The organism is Burkholderia latens, assembly GCF_001718795.1.
In the GTDB taxonomy this organism is placed as follows: domain Bacteria; phylum Pseudomonadota; class Gammaproteobacteria; order Burkholderiales; family Burkholderiaceae; genus Burkholderia; species Burkholderia latens_A.
In genome coordinates this window covers 1852385-1871595 of sequence record NZ_CP013435.1, presented here as the reverse complement: position 1 = coordinate 1871595, position 19211 = coordinate 1852385, and the positions used below count along the sequence as shown (strand labels likewise).

Annotated in this window: 15 protein-coding genes; 12 read left to right on the top strand and 3 right to left on the bottom strand. The window is 65.9% G+C overall.

Annotated features, from left to right (window positions below; genetic code table 11):
- The first annotated feature begins 106 nt into the window (after nucleotides 1–106).
- Entirely contained in the window at nucleotides 107–2020 is a 1914-nt protein-coding gene (locus WK25_RS08700) for a potassium transporter Kup (protein WP_040144271.1), read from the top strand.
- A 115-nt stretch (nucleotides 2021–2135) separates the two neighbouring features.
- Here the strand turns inward: WK25_RS08700 and WK25_RS08695 are convergent, their stop codons facing one another.
- The gene (locus WK25_RS08695; RefSeq protein WP_040144270.1) at nucleotides 2136–4460 is read right to left on the bottom strand and encodes a Tex family protein; all 2325 of its coding nucleotides are present in this window, start codon (nucleotides 4458–4460) and stop codon (nucleotides 2136–2138) included.
- A 160-nt stretch (nucleotides 4461–4620) separates the two neighbouring features.
- Between WK25_RS08695 and WK25_RS08690 the strand changes: the two genes are divergently transcribed.
- From WK25_RS08690 to WK25_RS08680, 3 genes are all read left to right on the top strand, one after another.
- A complete protein-coding gene (locus WK25_RS08690; protein WP_069241434.1) occupies nucleotides 4621–5370 on the top strand; it encodes a hypothetical protein in 750 nt (249 codons plus the stop codon).
- A 77-nt stretch (nucleotides 5371–5447) separates the two neighbouring features.
- Nucleotides 5448–5663 carry a YdcH family protein gene (locus WK25_RS08685; RefSeq protein ID WP_006755091.1) on the top strand — a complete coding sequence of 72 codons (216 nt, stop codon included), beginning with the start codon at nucleotides 5448–5450 and terminating at the stop codon, nucleotides 5661–5663.
- 55 nt (nucleotides 5664–5718) lie between these two features.
- Nucleotides 5719–7959, top strand: a complete 2241-nt coding sequence (locus tag WK25_RS08680; RefSeq protein WP_040144268.1) for an ATP-dependent DNA helicase — start codon at nucleotides 5719–5721, stop codon at nucleotides 7957–7959.
- Between the two features lie 82 nt (nucleotides 7960–8041).
- Here the strand turns inward: WK25_RS08680 and WK25_RS08675 are convergent, their stop codons facing one another.
- Nucleotides 8042–8866 (bottom strand): outer membrane protein assembly factor BamD, encoded by an 825-nt coding sequence (locus WK25_RS08675; protein WP_040144267.1) that lies wholly within the window; start codon nucleotides 8864–8866, stop codon nucleotides 8042–8044.
- A gap of 41 nt (nucleotides 8867–8907) precedes the next feature.
- On the opposite strand from WK25_RS08675, the gene WK25_RS08670 reads away from it, so the two are divergent.
- The 6 genes from WK25_RS08670 (at nucleotide 8908) to phaR (ending at nucleotide 16024) form a co-directional block, all read left to right on the top strand.
- Complete coding sequence (locus WK25_RS08670) at nucleotides 8908–10113, top strand: RluA family pseudouridine synthase (protein ID WP_069241433.1); 1206 nt, start codon at nucleotides 8908–8910, stop codon at nucleotides 10111–10113.
- A gap of 6 nt (nucleotides 10114–10119) precedes the next feature.
- Nucleotides 10120–10959 carry a peptidoglycan editing factor PgeF gene (gene pgeF, locus WK25_RS08665; protein ID WP_040144265.1) on the top strand — a complete coding sequence of 280 codons (840 nt, stop codon included), beginning with the start codon at nucleotides 10120–10122 and terminating at the stop codon, nucleotides 10957–10959.
- Nucleotides 10960–11324: 365 nt separating this feature from the next.
- Nucleotides 11325–13199: a class I poly(R)-hydroxyalkanoic acid synthase gene (gene phaC, locus WK25_RS08660; RefSeq protein WP_069241432.1), complete on the top strand. Its 1875-nt coding sequence runs from the start codon at nucleotides 11325–11327 to the stop codon at nucleotides 13197–13199.
- Between the two features lie 99 nt (nucleotides 13200–13298).
- Nucleotides 13299–14480 carry an acetyl-CoA C-acetyltransferase gene (locus tag WK25_RS08655; RefSeq protein ID WP_040144263.1) on the top strand — a complete coding sequence of 394 codons (1182 nt, stop codon included), beginning with the start codon at nucleotides 13299–13301 and terminating at the stop codon, nucleotides 14478–14480.
- A gap of 118 nt (nucleotides 14481–14598) precedes the next feature.
- Nucleotides 14599–15339, top strand: a complete 741-nt coding sequence (locus tag WK25_RS08650) for a 3-ketoacyl-ACP reductase (RefSeq protein ID WP_040144262.1) — start codon at nucleotides 14599–14601, stop codon at nucleotides 15337–15339.
- A 118-nt stretch (nucleotides 15340–15457) separates the two neighbouring features.
- Nucleotides 15458–16024 carry a polyhydroxyalkanoate synthesis repressor PhaR gene (gene phaR / locus WK25_RS08645; protein WP_011549704.1) on the top strand — a complete coding sequence of 189 codons (567 nt, stop codon included), beginning with the start codon at nucleotides 15458–15460 and terminating at the stop codon, nucleotides 16022–16024.
- Between the two features lie 288 nt (nucleotides 16025–16312).
- Here phaR and WK25_RS08640 read toward each other — a convergent pair whose 3' ends face one another.
- A complete protein-coding gene (locus WK25_RS08640; protein WP_040144261.1) occupies nucleotides 16313–16567 on the bottom strand; it encodes a hypothetical protein in 255 nt (84 codons plus the stop codon).
- Nucleotides 16568–16851: 284 nt separating this feature from the next.
- On the opposite strand from WK25_RS08640, the gene rimO reads away from it, so the two are divergent.
- Together rimO and WK25_RS08630 are read left to right on the top strand one after the other, a co-directional pair.
- Entirely contained in the window at nucleotides 16852–18213 is a 1362-nt protein-coding gene (gene rimO, locus WK25_RS08635; protein WP_069241431.1) for a 30S ribosomal protein S12 methylthiotransferase RimO, read from the top strand.
- A 3-nt stretch (nucleotides 18214–18216) separates the two neighbouring features.
- Nucleotides 18217–19143 carry a sugar kinase gene (locus tag WK25_RS08630; RefSeq protein WP_040144259.1) on the top strand — a complete coding sequence of 309 codons (927 nt, stop codon included), beginning with the start codon at nucleotides 18217–18219 and terminating at the stop codon, nucleotides 19141–19143.
- Nucleotides 19144–19211 lie beyond the last annotated feature (68 nt).

Here is a 19211-nt window from a genome sequence, read left to right as displayed (position 1 = left end):
CGTGAATCACGTGGTGTCAGGGCAACAGGGCAGGACGGTGTTTCAGGGGGGCGCGAGTAGAATAGCGCTCGTTTTGTCCGAACCGGACCCGATTATTACGCTTCATATGAACGACACGACCCAGGCGACCGACGCCGCCCATGCGCATTCGACGCACCAACATTCGTTGCAGGCGCTCGCGATAGCGGCGATCGGCGTCGTGTTCGGGGACATCGGCACGAGCCCGCTCTATTCGCTCAAGGAAGCGTTCAGCCCCGCCCACGGCATTCCGTTGACCGAAGCGTCGATCCTCGGCGTGATCTCGCTGCTGTTCTGGGCGATCATCCTCGTGGTCGGCATCAAGTATCTGCTGTTCGTGATGCGCGCCGACAACAACGGCGAAGGCGGCGTGCTCGCGCTGATGGCGCTGTCGCTGCGGCCGCTCGATTCGAAAACGCGCGTCGCGGGCGCACTGATGGCACTCGGGATATTCGGCGCGTGCATGTTCTACGGCGACGCGGTGATCACACCGGCTATCTCCGTGATGTCGGCGGTCGAAGGCCTCGAGATCGCGACACCTCGCCTGTCACACCTCGTGTTGCCGATCACGATCGTGATCCTGATCGCGCTGTTCTGGATCCAGCGTCACGGCACCGCAACGGTCGGCAAGCTGTTCGGGCCGATCATGGTTCTATGGTTCATCGTACTCGCCGCGCTCGGCGTGTATCACATCATGCGCGCGCCGGGCATCATCGCGGCGATCAACCCATACTATGCCGCGTCGTTCATGGCGGACCACCTGCTGCAGGCTTACGTCGTGCTGGGCTCCGTCGTGCTGGTGCTGACCGGTGCGGAAGCGCTCTATGCGGACATGGGGCACTTCGGCGCGAAGCCGATTCGCCTCGCCGCGTACGGGCTCGTGATGCCGTCGCTCGTGCTGAACTACTTCGGCCAGGGCGCGCTGCTGATCCAGAATCCGAAAGCGATCGAGAATCCGTTCTTCCTGATGGCGCCGGAGTGGGCGCTGCTGCCGCTCGTCGTGCTGTCGACGGTCGCAACCGTGATTGCTTCGCAGGCCGTGATTTCCGGCGCGTATTCGCTGACGTCGCAGGCGATCCAGCTCGGTTACGTGCCGCGCATGAAGGTGCTGCATACGTCCGAGCTGGCGATCGGCCAGATCTACGTGCCGGTCGTGAACTGGCTGTTGCTGTTCGTGATCCTGTGCATCGTGATCGGCTTCAAGAGCTCCGACAACCTGGCTGCCGCGTACGGCATCGCGGTGACGGCGACGATGGTGATTACGACCGTGCTCGCGTGTGTCGTGATGGTGAAGGTGTGGAACTGGAACCGGCTGCTCGTCGGCGCGATCATCACGGTCTTTCTCGCGGTCGACCTCGGCTTCTTCGGCGCGAACCTGCTGAAGGTTGCGCAGGGCGGCTGGCTGCCGCTCGGGATCGGCGCACTGTTGTTCTTCCTGCTGATGACCTGGTACAAGGGCCGTCACATCGTCAAGGAGCGCACGGCCGCCGACGGTATCCCGCTCGAACCGTTCCTGCAGGGGCTGCTCGCGCATCCGCCGCATCGCGTGTCGGGTACGGCGATCTATCTGACCGGCAACGACAAGCTCGTGCCCGTCAGCCTGCTGCACAATCTCAAGCACAACAAGGTGCTGCACGAGCGGACCATTTTCCTGACCTTCGTCACGCGCGACATCCCGTATGTGCGCGACGACAAGCGCCTCAGTTCCCGCGATGCGGGCGGTGGCCTGTACATCGTCAAGGCGCAGTACGGCTTCAACGAGACGCCTGACGTGAAAGCGGTGCTGGAGGAATTCGGCCGCACGCACGACATGACGTTCGAGCTGATGGACACATCGTTCTTCCTCGCACGCGAAACGGTGGTGCCGACGCATCTGCCCGGCATGTCGATCTGGCGCGAACGCGTGTTCGCGTGGATGCATCAGAACGCGGCCAAGCCGACCGACTTCTTCTCGATTCCGGCGAACCGCGTCGTCGAACTCGGCACCAAGATCGAGATCTGACGTACGCACGGCCGCTCTTGCGGCCTGCGCGGTTTCTGCGGCGTGGTTCGCCGAAAACATGAAAAAACCCGCCTTTCGGCGGGTTTTTTCATACGGCGACGATGCGTCGCGCCGCTCAGCGCTTGAGCTTCGCGAACGCCGCGGCCATCGCGCCGGCGGGTTCCGGCTCGCGCGAACGTTGCGGGCGCACCGCGCCGCGGCCGGCGCCGCCGCGATCCTGGCCGCCGCGCGGCGCCATGCCGGGTGCGGCCGCATCGTCGTCGAGGCGCATCGTCAGCGCAATCCGCTGACGCTTCACGTCGACGTCGAGGACCTTGACCTTGACGACCTGGCCGGCCTTCACGACTTCGTGCGGATCCTTGATGAACTTCGTCGACATCGCGGATACGTGAACGAGGCCGTCCTGGTGTACGCCGACGTCGACGAACGCGCCAAATGCCGCGACGTTCGTCACGACACCTTCGAGCAGCATGCCCGGCACCAGATCGGACACTTTTTCGACGCCGTCGCGGAACGTCGCGGTCTTGAATTCCGGGCGCGGGTCACGACCCGGTTTTTCCAGTTCGGACAGGATGTCGCGCACGGTCGGCAACCCGAAACGTTCGTCGACGAATTCCGCCGGCGACAGGCCTGACAGTGCGTCACGGCTGCCGAGCACGTCGTCGATCCGCTTGTTGATCTTCGCGAGAATCCGCTCGACGACCGGATACGCTTCCGGGTGCACCGACGAGCGGTCGAGCGGATTCTCGCCGCCGTTGATGCGCAGGAAGCCGGCAGCCTGTTCGAACGTCTTGTCGCCAAGGCGCGGTACCTTGCGCAGGTGATCGCGCGACGGGAACGGACCGTTCGCATCGCGATAGTCGACGATGTTGCGCGCGAGCGTCGCATTGAGGCCCGACACGCGTGCGAGCAGCGCGACCGACGCGGTGTTCGCGTCGACGCCGACCGCGTTCACGCAGTCCTCGACCACCGCGTCGAGCGAGCGGGCCAGTTCGCGCTGGTTCACGTCGTGCTGGTACTGGCCGACGCCGATTGCTTTCGGTTCGATCTTCACGAGCTCGGCGAGCGGGTCCTGCAGTCGACGCGCGATCGACACGGCGCCGCGCAGCGACACGTCGAGATCCGGGAATTCCTTTGCCGCCAGCTCCGACGCCGAGTAGACCGACGCGCCGGCTTCCGACACGACGATCTTCTGCAACCGCAGCTCCGGATGCTTCGCGATCAGCTCGCTCGCGAGCTTGTCGGTTTCGCGCGACGCGGTGCCGTTGCCGATACTGATCAGCTCGGCCTGCGTCTGCGCGGCGAGCCGGGCGAGCTTCGCCAGCGAGCCGTCCCAGTCGCGGCGCGGCTCGTGCGGGTAGATCGTATCGGTCGCCAGCAGCTTGCCGGTGCGGTCGACCACGGCGACCTTCACGCCGGTGCGCAGGCCGGGGTCGAGGCCGATCACGGCCTTCGGGCCGGCCGGCGCGGCGAGCAGCAGATCCTTCAGGTTGCGCGCGAACACGCGGATCGCCTCGGCTTCGGCCGTTTCACGCAGTTGGGTGAGGAGTTCGTTCTCGATGTGCGGCTGCACCTTCACACGCCAGCACCAGCGGCACACGTCGGACAGCCACTTGTCGGCCGGGCGGCCCTGGTTCGCGATTCCGAAATGGCGCGCGATCATCGCTTCGCCTGGATGCGGAACCTGCGCGTCGAGTTCGTCGCCGAGGCCGAGCTTAACGGTCAGCACGCCCGCATTGCGGCCGCGGAACAGCGCCAGCGCGCGGTGCGACGGCACGGTGCGGATCGTTTCCGCGTAGTCGTAGTAGTCGCGGAACTTCTCGCCTTCCTCGTTCTCCTTGCCTTCGACGACCGCCGACGACACGACGCCCTGGCTGTGCAGGTAGTCGCGCAGCTTGCCGAGCAGTTCCGCCGTCTCGCCGAATTGCTCGGACAAGATGTCGCGCGCGCCGTCGAGCGCGGCCTTTACGTCGGCGACGCCCTTGTCGGCATCGACGTACGCGGCCGCCTCGGTTTGCGGGTCGAGCAGCGGATTGGCCAGCAGCGCCTGCGCGAGCGGCTCGAGCCCGGCTTCGCGGGCGATCTGTGCGCGCGTGCGGCGTTTCGGCTTGTAGGGCAGATAGAGGTCTTCGAGCACCTGCTTGCTGTCGGCCGCGTCGATCGCGGCGCGCAGTTCGTCGGTCAGCTTGCCCTGTTCGTCGATGCTCGACAGGATCGCGGCGCGGCGATCCTCGAGCTCGCGCAGATAAAGGAGCCGCTCCTCGAGCTGGCGCAGCTGCGTGTCGTCCAGGTTGCCGGTCACTTCCTTGCGGTACCGGGCAATGAACGGAACGGTCGAGCCTTCGTCGAGGAGTTGCACTGCCGCCGCGACCTGGCGTGGCTGGACGGACAGTTCGGTGGCGATGCGCTGTACGATCTTGAGTGCTACGGTTTCCGTCATGTCGTGGATGATCTGCCTGCTGAAATCGCGGCGCGGGCCGGCAGACCGCGCGGCGGGCTGCGAGACGGGCCCGCCGGACCAGATGCCGCGGGTGAGTGAAGCGGGGCATTTTGCCATAAATGGCGGAGCGTCCAGCCGGGGGGGTGATAGAATTTGGCACATGTCCCGCAGCTTTCCTACGACGTTGCCAACTTCCCGCATTTCTCTCGTCGCGCTCGCCGCAGCGCTTGCCGCGGCTTTGTCCGCCGGGCCCACTGCCGCATATGCGCAGGCCTCCGGCACGGCCGTGCCTGACACCGCCGCCGCGCCGGTTGCGGCCTCTGCCACGCAGGATTTTGACGCCCGTCAAAAAGTGCTCAATCAGCGTTCCGCGGAAAACGATTATCGTTATGCGGTGGCGGAGCACGATTGCTACAGCAAGTTCTTCGTCAACCACTGTCTCGGCAATGCGCGCGACCGGATGCGCGAGGAGCGGGCAAGCATCCGTCAGGAGCAGCTCGCCCTCGACGACGAACAGCGCGCGGTCCGGGCGCAGCAGCGCGACGAGCAGCAAGCGCTGAAGCAGGCGCAGAATGCGGCGGAGGCTCCGCAACGTGCCGCGAACGAGGCGGCGAACGCCGCTGCGTTCCGCGACAAGCAGGAGCAGAATGCACTGAAGCAGGCGCAGCGCGGTGCGGAAGGGCCGCAGCGCGCCGCGAACCGGCAGGCATACGACCAGAAGCAGGCGGATTTCCAGCGCAAGCTCGACCAGGCGCACCAGCAGGCCGCGCAAAAAGCGCAGGAGCGCTCGGAGAACGCCGCGCGCTACGAGCAGAAGCAGAAGGAAGCCGCCCAGCACAAGGCCGATGTCGAGCGGCGTCAGCAGGAAGCAGCCGAGAAGGCGAAGCAGAAGCAACAGCAGGGGCAGTAACGTGGTGGATTGATCCGGAATCAGTCTCGTGCGTGCCGGCACGCCAGCCGGCGCGCTGCTTCGATGAGGAGGCGCATATGCAAAACCGTCCCACGGAACAGCAGCAGGAATTGCACAACCGTTTGGCAGCATTGCAGGAGCAGCACCAGCAGCTCGCTCGGGAAATCGAGCTGAAGGAAGGACACTCCGACATCGACGACATTACGCTGCACCGGCTGAAGAAGGAAAAGCTGGCAGCCAAGGACAAAATCATTTTGCTGCAATCGCAGCTGGAACCGGATAAGCGCGCCTGAGCGCGGCCTGGCAAGCGCCGGCGCCGCCCGGGCGCTGGACACAGGAACGCTTGCCTTGAATTCACCGCTTGAAGCCAACCCCGATGCCCGGCGTGACGCGTCGTCCGCCGGGCGCGTTCGTGCGCCCGAACGCACGTTCGAGCTGAGCCGCAAGCGTGTCGACGAACTCGACACGATCTTCGGCGAAGGCGGACTCCTTGCGCGCGCGCTCGACGGTTATCGTCCGCGTCAATCGCAGATCGAGATGGCGCGCGCGGTCGCGTCCGCGATGGAGGCGTCCGCACGCCGGTTGCCCGAGCCCGAAATCTTCGAGACCCGCAAGCGGCCTGCGCGTCGGCTGGGCGACGCCGACAAGCCGGCCGATCCCGCCGCGGACACCTCTGTTGACACCGATACCGACGCCGGCGACAACACGCTGATCGTCGAAGCCGGCACCGGCACCGGCAAGACCTACGCGTACCTCGTACCGGCGATGCTGTGGGGCGGCAAGGTCATCGTGTCGACCGGCACGAAGCACCTGCAGGACCAACTGTTCCAGCGCGACATCCCGACCGTGCGCAACGCGCTCGCGGTGCCGGTGACGGTGGCGATGCTCAAGGGTCGCTCGAACTACCTGTGCCATTACTACCTGCAGCGTACGGCCGACAACGGCCGGCTGCCGTCGCGGCAGGACACCGCGTACCTGCAGGAAATCGTCCGTTTCGCGAAGATCACGAAGAGCGGCGACAAGGCCGAACTCGCGAGCGTGCCGGAGACGGCACCCGTGTGGTCGATGGTCACATCCACTCGCGACAACTGCCTCGGCCAGGAGTGCCCGCACTACAAGGAGTGCTTCGTGATGCAGGCGCGGCGCGAGGCGCAGCAGGCCGACATCGTCGTGGTCAACCATCACCTGTTCTTCGCGGACATCATGTTGCGTGACACCGGGATGGCCGAACTGCTGCCGAACGCGAACACGGTGATCTTCGACGAGGCGCATCAGTTGCCTGAAACGGCCACGCTGTTCTTCGGCGAGACGCTGTCGACCACGCAGATCCTCGAACTCGCGCGCGACACGGTCGCCGAAGGTCTTAGCCATGCGCGCGATGCGGTCGAATGGGTGAAGCTCGGCGGCGACCTCGAGCGCGCGGCCCGCGACTTGCGCCTTGCGTTCGCGAACGACCAGATCGTGCGCATGTCGCTTGCGCAGCTGGGCGACGATCATCCGATGTTCGGCGCGCTCGACGCGCTCGACGCGGCGCTCGATGCGCTCGCATCGGCGCTGGCCGGCCAGGCCGAGCGTGCGGAGTCGCTCGGCGCCTGCCTGCGGCGCGCCCGCGAATTGCAGGATCTGCTCGCCGGCTGGGTCACGCCCGCGGCGGCGGAAGCGGCCGCGAAGGCCGATGCCGCTGCAGCCGCCAACACCGCCGCCGGCGACGACCCGGGCGAGAAGGTGCGCTGGGTCGAGGTGTTCGCGCATACCGTGCAGTTGCACGAAACGCCGCTGTCGGTCGCGCCGATCTTTGCGAAGCAGCGCGCCGGCGTGCCGCGCGCGTGGGTCTTCACGTCGGCGACGCTGTCGGTGCGTGGCGACTTCACGCACTACGCGGCGCAGATGGGCCTCAGCTCGCGGCGTTCGATGACGCTCGCGAGCCCGTTCGACTATCAGACACAGGGGCTGCTGTACGTGCCGCGCAACCTGCCGCAGCCGTCGTCGCCGGCGTTCACCGATGCCGTGTTCGACGCCGCGCTGCCGGCGATCGAGGCGTCGGGCGGCGGGGTCTTCATGCTGTGCACGACGCTGCGTGCGGTCGACCGGATCGCATCGAAATTGCGCGACGTGATCGAATCGCGCGGCTGGAACACGCCGCTGCTGGTGCAGGGCGATGCAAGCCGCACCGAATTGCTCGATCGCTTCCGCTCGTACGGGAATGCGATCCTGGTTGGCAGCCAGAGCTTCTGGGAAGGGGTCGACGTGCGCGGCGACGCGCTGTCGCTCGTCGTGATCGACAAGTTGCCGTTCGCGCCGCCGGACGACCCGGTGCTCGCCGCGCGTCTCGACGCGCTGACCCGCAAGGGCCTGAGCCCGTTCGCGGTTCACCAGCTGCCGCAGGCCGTGATCACGCTGAAGCAGGGCGCAGGCCGGCTGATTCGCGCGGAGACGGATCGCGGCGTGCTGATGATCTGCGACACGCGGCTCGTCGACAAGCCTTATGGCCGCCGGATCTGGCAGAGCCTGCCGCCGTTCAAGCGCACGCGCGAGATCGCGGTCGTGCAGGACTTCTTCGACGAGCATCGCGCGCAACAACGCGCGTAGGCATACCGTCGCGCGCTGCCGCAGACGGCAACAAAAAACCCGGCTCGATGGCCGGGTTTTTTGCTGGTGCGGCGGGCGTCGCTCAGAATTGCCACCACGACTTCTTCGAGCCCGGGCGCGAGTGGCCCGTGATGTACGGGCTGTCCGGGAACGTGCCCGCGAGCACGCGCTTCGTATCTTCTGCGAGTTGCGGCTGGTTCAGCTTGCCGTACGACAGGATCATGATGTGCAGCGCGTCTTCGATTGCGGGCGCACCCTTGTAGTCCTTGATCGCGAGTTGCGCGCGGTTGATCGCCGCGACATATGCGCCGCGCCGGTAGTAGTAATCGGCCGCATGCACTTCGTGCGACGCGAGCGCGTTGACGATGTAGCGCATCCGGGCCGCCGCATCCGGCGCGTACTTGCTCTTCGGGAAGCGGTCCACGACCACCTTGAACGCATCGTACGATTCGCGCAGCGCCTGCGGATCGCGCTCGCTCATGTCCTGGCCGGAAAAGCGGCCGAACAGGCCGAGATCGTCGTTGAAGTGGATCATCCCCTTCAGGTAGTACGCGTACGGGATGTCCGGGTGGTCCGGGTGGAGCTGGATGAAGCGGTCGACGGCCTGGTCGGCGGCGGCCGGTTCGTTGTCCTTCCAGTTGCAGTACGCGACGTTGATCTGCGCCTGTTGCGCGAAATGACCGAACGGATCGCGGCCTTGCAGCGATTCGAAGTATTTCGCGCACTTGCCCCAGTCGCCGCCGGACAGTGCGTCCTGGGCCTCTGAGTATAATTTGTTGTTCGACCAGGTAGCCGTCTCGTCCTGCTTCTGCGGCAAGCCGTGGCAGCCGGCGATGAGGGCCGCGGCCGCTACCGCCGCAGCTCGGGCGGCGACGGTTTTGGCCGTACGTTTGGTCGAATTCATCATGCTCGCATGTCCTAGCTTCAAGTCTCGGTGACCCAGTCTAAATGACCCGTTCAAGTTCGCAGAATGCCCCGCGGGGCAAGTCAAATCGCGAAGATTATAGCCCAAGCGATCGGCCCGCCGACGCAGCGTCAGGGGATTCCCTCGATGACGATCTGGCCGGCGACGCGATCCGGGCGCCCGTCGTGCCGTCCGCCGCGGGCGACGACTCGCCTCGGATCGTCGAAGTGCCGTTGTCGCTTGCCGGCGAGCGCCTCGACAAGGCGCTTGCCCAGCTGTTTCCCGAATTCTCCCGCAGCCGCCTGCAGAGCTGGATCGACGCGCAGCGCGTGCTGGTCGACGGCGCGCCCGCGAAGATCCGTCAGCCGGTGCCGCTCGGCGCGAAAATCGCGCTTGTGCCCGACCTGCTGCCGGAGCAGCTCGCGTTTACGCCGGAGCCCGTGCCGCTCGACGTGATCTACGAGGACGATGCGCTCGTCGTGATCAACAAGCCGGCCGGCCTCGTCGTGCATCCGGCCGCCGGCAACTGGAGCGGCACCATCCTCAACGGCCTGCTGCACCGCTACGGCGACGCGGCGGCCGGCCTGCCGCGCGCGGGCATCGTGCACCGGCTCGACAAGGAGACGTCGGGCCTGATGGTGGTGGCACGCACGCTCGCCGCACAGACCGATCTCGTGCGCCAGTTGCAAGCCCGTACCGTGAAGCGCCGCTATTTCGCGCTCGTGTGGGGCACGATGCCCGACGAAGGCACGATCGACGCGCCGATCGGCCGCGATCCGCGCGAGCGCACGCGCATGGCTGTCGTCACCGGCGCGTCGGGCAAGCCCGCGCGCACGCATTTCCGCACGGTTGACACATGCGTGTGGCAACGTCAGCCCGTTTCGGCGATCCAGTGCGATCTCGAAACCGGACGCACGCATCAGATCCGCGTGCATTGCTCGCATGCCGGGCATCCGTTGCTTGGCGATCCGGTGTACGGCCGCGCGCGCGGCAAGCGCTCGGTCGCGCCGCTGCCGAACGGGTTCGCACGGCAGGCGCTGCATGCGTGGCGGCTCGGCCTCGTGCATCCGGTCACGGGCAAGACGATGCAGTGGCGTTGCCCGCTGCCGGACGACATGAATGCACTGGTCGCGGCGTTGGGCTTCGGCCAGGACGACGAATTCGACGATGATGACGACGTCTACGACGACGACGATTTCGCCGGCGAGTATCACGACGATGAGCCCTACGTGGACGACGAGGAGGAGTGAGTGCCGATGACGAACCTGGCGCCGTTGACATGGCATGACTGCATCCGCCCCGACTGGCACGTTTCGCCGCGCGTGCGGGCGCTGATCACCACGCGCGACGGCGGCGTGAGCGAAGGTCCGTATGGGCGCTGGCGGGATGGCGCCGCGTTGGCGGGCGGCATGAATCTCGGCCTGCACACCGGTGACGATCCGGCCCATGTCGCCGCCAATCGCGCGCGACTGCTCGCGCTCGCAGGCCAGTCGCGCGCGGCGTGGCTCGAACAGGTGCACGGCGCGCGGATCGTGCGCGCGGACGAGGTGATCGGCGCCGCGCCTGAGGCCGCGGCACCCGTGCAGGCCGACGCGAGCGTGACGGACCGCGCGGGTGCGGTCTGCGTCGTGATGGTCGCGGACTGCATGCCGGTGTTGCTGTGCGATGCGCAGGGCAGAGCCGTGGGTGTCGCCCACGCCGGCTGGCGCGGACTTGCGGCCGGCATCGTCGAGCAGACCGCGGCCCGCGTTGCCGCGCTCGCGGGCGGCGCGACGGACCAGCTCCATGCGTACCTCGGGCCGGCGATCGGTCCGCAGGCATTCGAAGTCGGCGCGGACGTGCGCGATGCGTTCCTCGACACGGCTGCGCAGTCGGAGCATGATGAGACGCGGCAGGCGTTCGTCGCGAGCGATGCCGCGCCGGGCAAGTTCCTCGCCGATCTGCCTGCGCTTGCCCGGCTGCGACTCGCTCGCGCTGGCGTCGCGCACGTGAGCGGCGGAACCGCATGCACGGTCACCGAACCCGCGCGCTTCTACTCATACCGGCGCGACCGCATCACCGGACGCATGGCCGCAGCCATCTGGCTGACCGAATGACGGCCGGCCGCGCGCTCGAACGCGCGGCTTATTGCACTGCAAAATGGACTTGTCTCGATATTGACGCGGCAATGCGTCGTTGCACTGACCACCTAATGAATAATCGCAGCGTCAAGTCAAGCAAAATATTTTATGTTTCCGCGGAAGCCTTGTCCCGTCTGTCGCGCGCGGATTATCTCCGGGATGAAACGTTCAGTGGTTTGACGCGGTGCTTCACATGGGGAAAACGATAATGATAAAAATACCGCACTGCGGCAGAATCTGGAGACGCCTCTCCAGAGCATGACGGCCCGGCTCGCAGTCGGCATGCGGCGCGCGAGCAGGATTTCACGATTGACGCTCACGAATCACCGGTAAGGCAGGTAATGACAGCATCGAAAAATTCGTCGACGTCCGCTCAGGCGGGCACTTCCGCGGGCAGCACCGGTTTCGGTCAGGCCGCGCAGCCGATGCAGCAGATGTTCGAGTCATGGCTGAACGCATGGCGCGGCTTCGCCGATCCGGCCCGCGCCGCAACGGCCGCGACTTCCGCGAACCCGTTCGCCGCCTTCCAGTTCCCCGCATCGCTCCCGTTCCAGATGCCGGCGATGCCCGATCTGGGCGGCCTCGGCAATCTCGCATCGCCGTTCGCGGGCCTGAAGCTGCCGGTTGCCGCGATTCCTCCCGAACGGCTCCAGAAGTTGCAGTCCGACTATGCGCGCGACTGCATGACGCTGATGCAGCAAGCCGCTGCCGCCAAGTTCGAGCCGCCGGAACTGAAGGACCGCCGCTTCAGCGCGGATGCATGGAAGGCGTCGCCCGCACATGCGTTCGCGGCGGCGTGGTATCTGCTCAACGCGCGCTACCTGCAGGAACTGGCCGATGCGCTCGAGACCGATCCGAAGACGCGCGAACGCATCCGCTTCTCGGTCCAGCAGTGGACGGCCGCCGCCGCGCCGAGCAACTTCCTCGCACTCAATCCCGACGCCCAGAAGTCGATCCTCGAAACGCAGGGCGAAAGCTTGCGCCAGGGGATGATGAATCTGCTCGGCGACATGCAGCGCGGCAAGATTTCGCAGACCGACGAATCGCAGTTCGTGGTCGGCAAGAACCTCGGCTGTACCGAAGGCTCGGTCGTGTACGAGAACGACCTGATCCAGCTGATCCAGTACGCGCCGAAAACGGACAAGGTGTTCGAGCGGCCGCTGCTGATCGTGCCGCCGTGCATCAACAAGTTCTACATCCTCGATCTGCAGCCCGAGAATTCTCTCGTCGCGCATGCGCTGTCGAACGGCCATCAGGTGTTCCTCGTGTCGTGGCGCAATGCCGATGCATCGGTCGCGCACAAGACGTGGGACGACTACATGAACGAAGGGCTGCTCGCGGCGATCGACGCCGTGCAGCAGATCAGCGGCCGTGAGCAAATCAACACGCTCGGCTTCTGCGTCGGCGGCACGATGCTCGCGACCGCGCTGTCGGTGCTTGCCGCACGCGGCGAACATCCGGCCGCGTCGATGACGCTGCTCACCGCGATGCTCGATTTCACCGACACTGGCATCCTCGACGTGTTCGTCGACGAGGCGCACGTGCAGATGCGCGAGCAGACCATCGGCGGCAAGAACGGCGCGGCGCCGGGCCTGATGCGCGGTGTGGAGTTCGCGAACACGTTCTCGTTCCTGCGGCCGAACGATCTCGTGTGGAACTACGTCGTCGACAACTATCTGAAGGGCCGCACACCTGCCGCGTTCGACCTGCTGTACTGGAACAGCGACTCGACGAGCCTGCCGGGCCCGATGTACGCGTGGTACCTGCGCAATACCTATCTCGAGAACAAGCTGCGCGTGCCGAATGCGCTGACCGTGTGCGGCGAATCCGTCGACCTGTCGCGCATCGACGTGCCGACCTTCATCTACGGGTCGCGCGAGGACCACATCGTGCCGTGGCAAACGGCGTATGCGTCGACGTCGATTCTGACGGGCCCGCTGAAGTTCGTACTCGGCGCGTCGGGCCACATCGCGGGCGTGATCAATCCGCCGGCGAAAAAGAAGCGCAGCTACTGGGTCAACGACAACGGTTTGCCCGAATCCGCGGACGACTGGTTCGCCGGCGCGACCGAGCAACCGGGCAGCTGGTGGACGAGCTGGGTCGAATGGCTCGACCAGTACGGCGGCCGCAAGGTGGCGCCGCCAGCCACTGCAGGCTCCGCGCAGTTCCCGGTGATCGAGCCGGCACCTGGCCGTTACGTGTTGCAGCGCGATTGACGAAAACCGGACAGCGGCGCACGCTGTCCGGTGCCCCGCAGTTTTTTTAACAGGGACGGTAGCGATGCACCGTGTCGTGCCGGCCCGGAGGAAACGGAAATGACGGACGTAGTGATCGTATCGGCCGCGCGGACCGCGGTCGGCAAATTCGGCGGCTCGCTCGCGAAGGTTGCGGCACCGGAGCTGGGCGCGACGGTGATTCGTGCGGTGCTGGAGCGTGCGGGCGTGAAGCCCGACCAGGTGAGCGAAGTGATCATGGGCCAGGTGCTGACGGCGGGCTCCGGGCAGAACCCGGCGCGCCAGTCGCTGATCAAGGCCGGCCTGCCGAATGCGGTGCCGGGCATGACGATCAACAAGGTGTGCGGTTCGGGCCTGAAGGCCGTGATGCTCGCGGCGAACGCGATCATCGCGGGCGATGCGGAGATCGTGATCGCCGGCGGCCAGGAAAACATGAGCGCGGCGCCGCACGTGCTGCCGGGCTCGCGCGACGGCTTCCGGATGGGTGATGCGAAGCTGGTCGACACGATGATCGTCGACGGGTTGTGGGACGTGTACAACCAGTACCACATGGGGATCACCGCGGAGAACGTTGCGAAGGAATACGGGATCACGCGCGAGGAGCAGGACGCGTTCGCGGCGCTGTCGCAGAACAAGGCGGAAGCCGCGCAGAAGGCCGGCCGTTTCAACGACGAGATCGTGCCGGTGGCGATTCCGCAGCGCAAGGGCGAGCCGGTGCAATTCGCGACCGACGAATTCGTGCGCCACGGCGTGACGGCAGAATCGCTGGCGGGGTTGAAGCCGGCGTTCGCGAAGGACGGGTCGGTGACGGCGGCGAACGCGTCGGGGCTGAACGACGGCGCGGCGGCGGTGCTGGTGATGTCGGCGCAGAAGGCGGCGGCGCTGGGTCTGACGCCGCTTGCGCGGATCAAGGCGTACGCGAACGCGGGCGTGGATCCGAGCGTGATGGGCATGGGCCCGGTGCCGGCGTCGCGCCGTGCGCTGGAGCGCGCGGGCTGGACGCCGGGCGACCTGGATCTGATGGAAATCAACGAAGCGTTCGCGGCGCAGGCGCTGGCGGTGCACAAGCAGATGGGCTGGGACACGTCGAAGGTGAACGTGAACGGCGGGGCGATCGCGATCGGCCACCCGATCGGCGCGTCGGGCTGCCGGATCCTGGTGACGCTGCTGCACGAGATGGTCAAGCGCGACGCGAAGCGCGGGTTGGCGTCGCTGTGCATCGGCGGCGGGATGGGCGTCGCGCTCGCGGTCGAGCGTCCGTAACGTCCGGCGTCGCGGTATAAACCAATCCGGGTGCCGGCCGATTGCGGCTTCGGCCGGCGCTACGTGAAGTCAGAGGGGGCCTCCGGCAGCTCTCGAATCTAAAAATGGAGTGAGATTTATGTCTCAGCGAATTGCGTACGTAACGGGCGGGATGGGCGGCATCGGCACCAGTATTTGCCAGCGTCTGTCGAAAGACGGCTTCAAGGTGGTCGCAGGTTGCGGCCCCAACTCGCCGCGCCGGGTGAAGTGGCTCGAGGACCAGAAGGCGCTCGGCTACGATTTCATCGCGTCGGAAGGCAACGTCGGCGACTGGGACTCGACCAAGGCAGCGTTCGACAAGGTCAAGGCCGAAGTCGGCGAGATCGACGTGCTGGTCAACAACGCAGGCATTACGCGCGACGTCGTGTTCCGCAAGATGACGCACGAAGACTGGACGGCCGTGATCGACACCAACCTCACGAGCCTGTTCAACGTGACGAAGCAGGTGATCGACGGGATGGTGGAGCGCGGCTGGGGCCGCATCATCAACATCTCGTCGGTGAACGGCCAGAAAGGGCAATTCGGGCAAACGAACTACTCCACCGCGAAGGCCGGCATCCACGGCTTCACGATGGCGCTTGCGCAGGAAGTCGCAACGAAGGGCGTGACGGTCAATACCGTGTCGCCCGGCTACATCGGCACCGACATGGTGAAGGCGATCCGTCCGGACGTGCTCGAGAAGATCGTCGCGACGATTCCGGTGCGGCGTCTCGGTGCGCCGGAGGAAATCGGCTCGATCGTCGCATGGCTCGCATCGAACGATTCGGGCTTCGCGACCGGCGCTGACTTCTCGCTGAACGGCGGCCTGCACATGGGCTGAACGTCCGGGCTGCGCAGGCCGGCTCGGCCGTGCAGCCTGGCGTTTCCGAAGGCCCCCGCCTCCCGTTCCGGGAGGCGGGGATTTGTCACTTGCGCTACGCTGCACCGAAAGGCGTTACATGACTACTACAAAGAAAACGGCCGAGCGGCTCATCAAGAAGTACCCGAACCGCCGGCTCTACGATACCGAGACAAGCACGTACATCACGCTGACCGACGTCAAGCAACTCGTGCTGGAGCAGGAGGATTTCAAGGTCGTCGATGCGAAATCCAACGAAGACCTGACGCGCAGCATCCTGCTGCAGATCATTCTCGAGGAGGAGAGCGGCGGCGTGCCGATGTTCTCGTCGTCGATGCTGTCGCAGATCATCCGTTTCTACGGTCATGCGATGCAGGGGATGATGGGCACGTACCTGGAAAAGAACATCCAGGCTTTCATCGACATCCAGAACAAGCTTGCCGATCAATCGAAGAACCTTTACGAAGGCAACGCGATGAATCCGGAAGTCTGGTCGCAGTTCATGAACATGCAGGCGCCGATGATGCAAGGGATGATGACGAGCTACATCGAGCAGTCGAAGAACATGTTCGTGCAGATGCAGGAGCAGATGCAGAATCAGGCCAAGTCGATGTTCAGCACGTTCCCGTTCAAGCAGCCGGGCGCGCCGGAACCGGAAAAGAAGTAACGCTCGCGCGGCGGGCCGGCCAACCGGCGGCGCGCGCAGCCGGTTGGCGGGCGCTGCTGCGTGCAGCGGGGCGTCACGCCGATTGCGCGCGGCGGCGCTGCGGCCGCCGCTTCAGGCTTTCGCCACGTATGGCCGACGATCGTTTGCGATCGTCGGGATCGGGCGTCCCTGCCGCGTCGGCGGGCGTGATCGCGGTCCGATCCATCGCATTTCACACGATCGTCGAAACGATTGCGCCGCCGTTGCGTCTCGCCGCGCTGCTCCCCGAGCGCGTCTCACCGGTCTTGCTCAAAGCGCCGGATCGAAATCGTGATGATCGTCCGCCGGCGGAAGGTCGAGCACGAGCTTCACTGCGCAGTAGTTCGACTTCAGCGAAAACACGCGACCGATCACGAGAAACGTCTGGCGCGAATTTTCCAGTTCGACGAAGTCGCCGGGCTGCGGCACGTGCGCGCCTTGGTCATACGAAAAGCTCGTGCTGGTTTGCTCGTTGATGGTTTCGGCGGCGTGCTCGGTGAATTCGATGGTGATGTGGGTGGTCATGCGAACCCCGTTGGGTAGGTGAATGGAGCGAATGTCGGGATTTTCGCATAGCGGCGCGGCCGCGCCGGGGCGATTGTCGTGCGGGGGCGGCCGGCAATCTCGCCCGGCGCCGGATCGCCGTCCGCGTGAAAGGGCTGGATCTCCGGTGCCTGCGGCCGCGCGATTCGCGCGTGCGCCCCGCGTGTTGGGGCCGCGATCCCGGGCGCCCGGTCTGCCGGTTTTGCCTCGCTGACCCATAAATAGCTGTAAACTCACGCTTTTGCCGCCACGCCCCCACATTCCAGATGTCCCAGTCCCCCAAAGTAGGCTTCGTATCCCTCGGCTGCCCGAAGGCCCTCGTCGACTCCGAGCAAATCATCACGCAGCTGCGCGCCGAAGGTTATGAAATCTCCGGCACGTATGACGGCGCGGATCTCGTCGTCGTCAACACCTGCGGCTTCATCGACGAAGCCGTGCAGGAAAGCCTCGACGCGATCGGCGAGGCGCTGACCGAGAACGGCAAGGTGATCGTCACCGGCTGCCTCGGCGCGAAGTCGAGCGCCAGCGGCTCGAACCTCATCGAGGAAGTCCATCCGAAGGTGCTCGCCGTCACCGGCCCGCACGCCGTGGGTGAAGTGATGCAGGCCGTGCATTCGCACCTGCCGAAGCCGCACGATCCGTTCGTCGACCTCGTGCCGGCCGCCGGCATCAAGCTCACGCCGCGTCACTACGCATACCTGAAGATCTCCGAAGGTTGCAACCACCGCTGCACGTTCTGCATCATCCCGTCGATGCGCGGCGATCTGGTGTCGCGTCCGGTCGCCGAAGTGATGCTCGAGGCCGAGAACCTGTTCAAGTCGGGCGTGAAGGAACTGCTCGTGATCTCGCAGGATGCGAGCGCGTACGGCGTTGACGTGAAGTACCGCACGGGCTTCTGGAACGGCAAGCCGATCAAGACGCGCATGACGGACCTCGTCGCCGCGCTCGGCGAACTCGCCGCGCAGTACGGCGCGTGGGTGCGCCTGCACTATGTGTATCCCTATCCGAGCGTCGACGAAGTCATTCCGCTGATGGCCGAAGGCCCGTTCAAGGGCCACGTGCTTCCGTATCTCGACGTGCCGTTCCAGCACGCGCATCCGGAAGTGCTCAAGCGCATGAAGCGTCCGGCGAACGCGGAGAAGGTGCTCGAGCGCGTGCAAAAGTGGCGCGACATCTGCCCGGATCTGACGATCCGCAGCACGTTCATCGCCGGCTTCCCGGGCGAGACGGAAGAGCAGTTCGACACGCTGCTCGATTTCATTCGCGAAGCGGAACTCGATCGGGTCGGCTGTTTCGCGTATTCGCCGGTCGAAGGGGCGAGCGCGAACGAACTCGACGGCGCACTGCCGGACGAGGTTCGCGAAGCGCGTCGCGCGCGTTTCATGGAGGTCGCCGAGGAAGTGTCGGCACGGCGCATGCAACGCAAGGTCGGCAAGACCGTGAAGGTGCTGATCGACGAAGTCAACGCGGAAGGCGGCATCGGCCGCACGGCGGCGGATGCGCCCGAGATCGACGGCGTCGTTTATGTCGAGCCGGCGGCGAAGGCTTCGAAGCGCTACAAGGTCGGCGATTTCGTGTCCGTGAAGATCACCGGCGCGGACGGTCACGACCTGTGGGGCGAGGTCTGAGCGATGGCCGCAGCGTTCCCGCAGATCCTCGCGCTCGGCGAGGCGATGATCGAATTCAACCAGTCGCAGCCGGGGCGTCCGGAGTTTCTGCAGGGCTTTGGCGGCGACACGTCGAACTTCTGCATCGCCGCGGCGCGCCAGGGCGCATCGACGGGCTTCGTATCCGCGATCGGTGACGATCCGTTCGGTCGCTTGCTGGCGGACATGTGGGCGGCCGAGCAAGTCGACACGACGTATGTGCGGATCGACCGCACTGCGCCGACCGGCGTGTATTTCGTCACGCACGGAACCGACGGGCACCAGTTCGATTATCTGCGCGCGGGCTCGGCGGCGAGCCGCTATTCGATCGCCGACCTGCCGTTCGATGCGCTGGCCGCGGCGAAGGCCGTGCATCTGTCGGGTATCAGCCTTGCGATCAGCACGACCGCGTGCGACGCGGCGTTTGCGGCGATTGCGCATGCGCGCAGCAACGGCGCGCAGGTCAGCTTCGACACGAACCTGCGCCTGAAGCTGTGGCCGCTGCCGCGCGCCCGCGCGGTGATGCGCGAAGCGCTGCGGCAGACCGACATCTGCCTGCCGAGTTGGGACGACGTCACGGCACTCACGGGCGCGAACGATCGGGACGCGATCGTCGATGCGATGCTCGAGCACGGACCGCAGGTCGTCGCGCTGAAGCTGGGCAGGGAAGGCGCGTATGTGGCAACCCCGAACGAACGTCGTGTGGTGCCGGGTTTCGCGGTCGAGGCCGTCGACGCGACGGGCGCGGGCGACTGCTTCGGCGGCGCGTTCGTGGCGCGGATCGTCGCGGGCGACGATCCGTTCGCGGCCGCGCGGTACGCGAACGCCGCGGCGGCATTGTCGACGACGGGCTACGGCGCGGTCGCGCCGATTCCGCATCGCGCGGCGGTCGAACGCCTGATGCAGGGCTGACGCGAATCGCGCACGCCGGCCGGGCGTTCGCGCACGACATGCGAGACGCGACGTGAACGCGTGGCGAA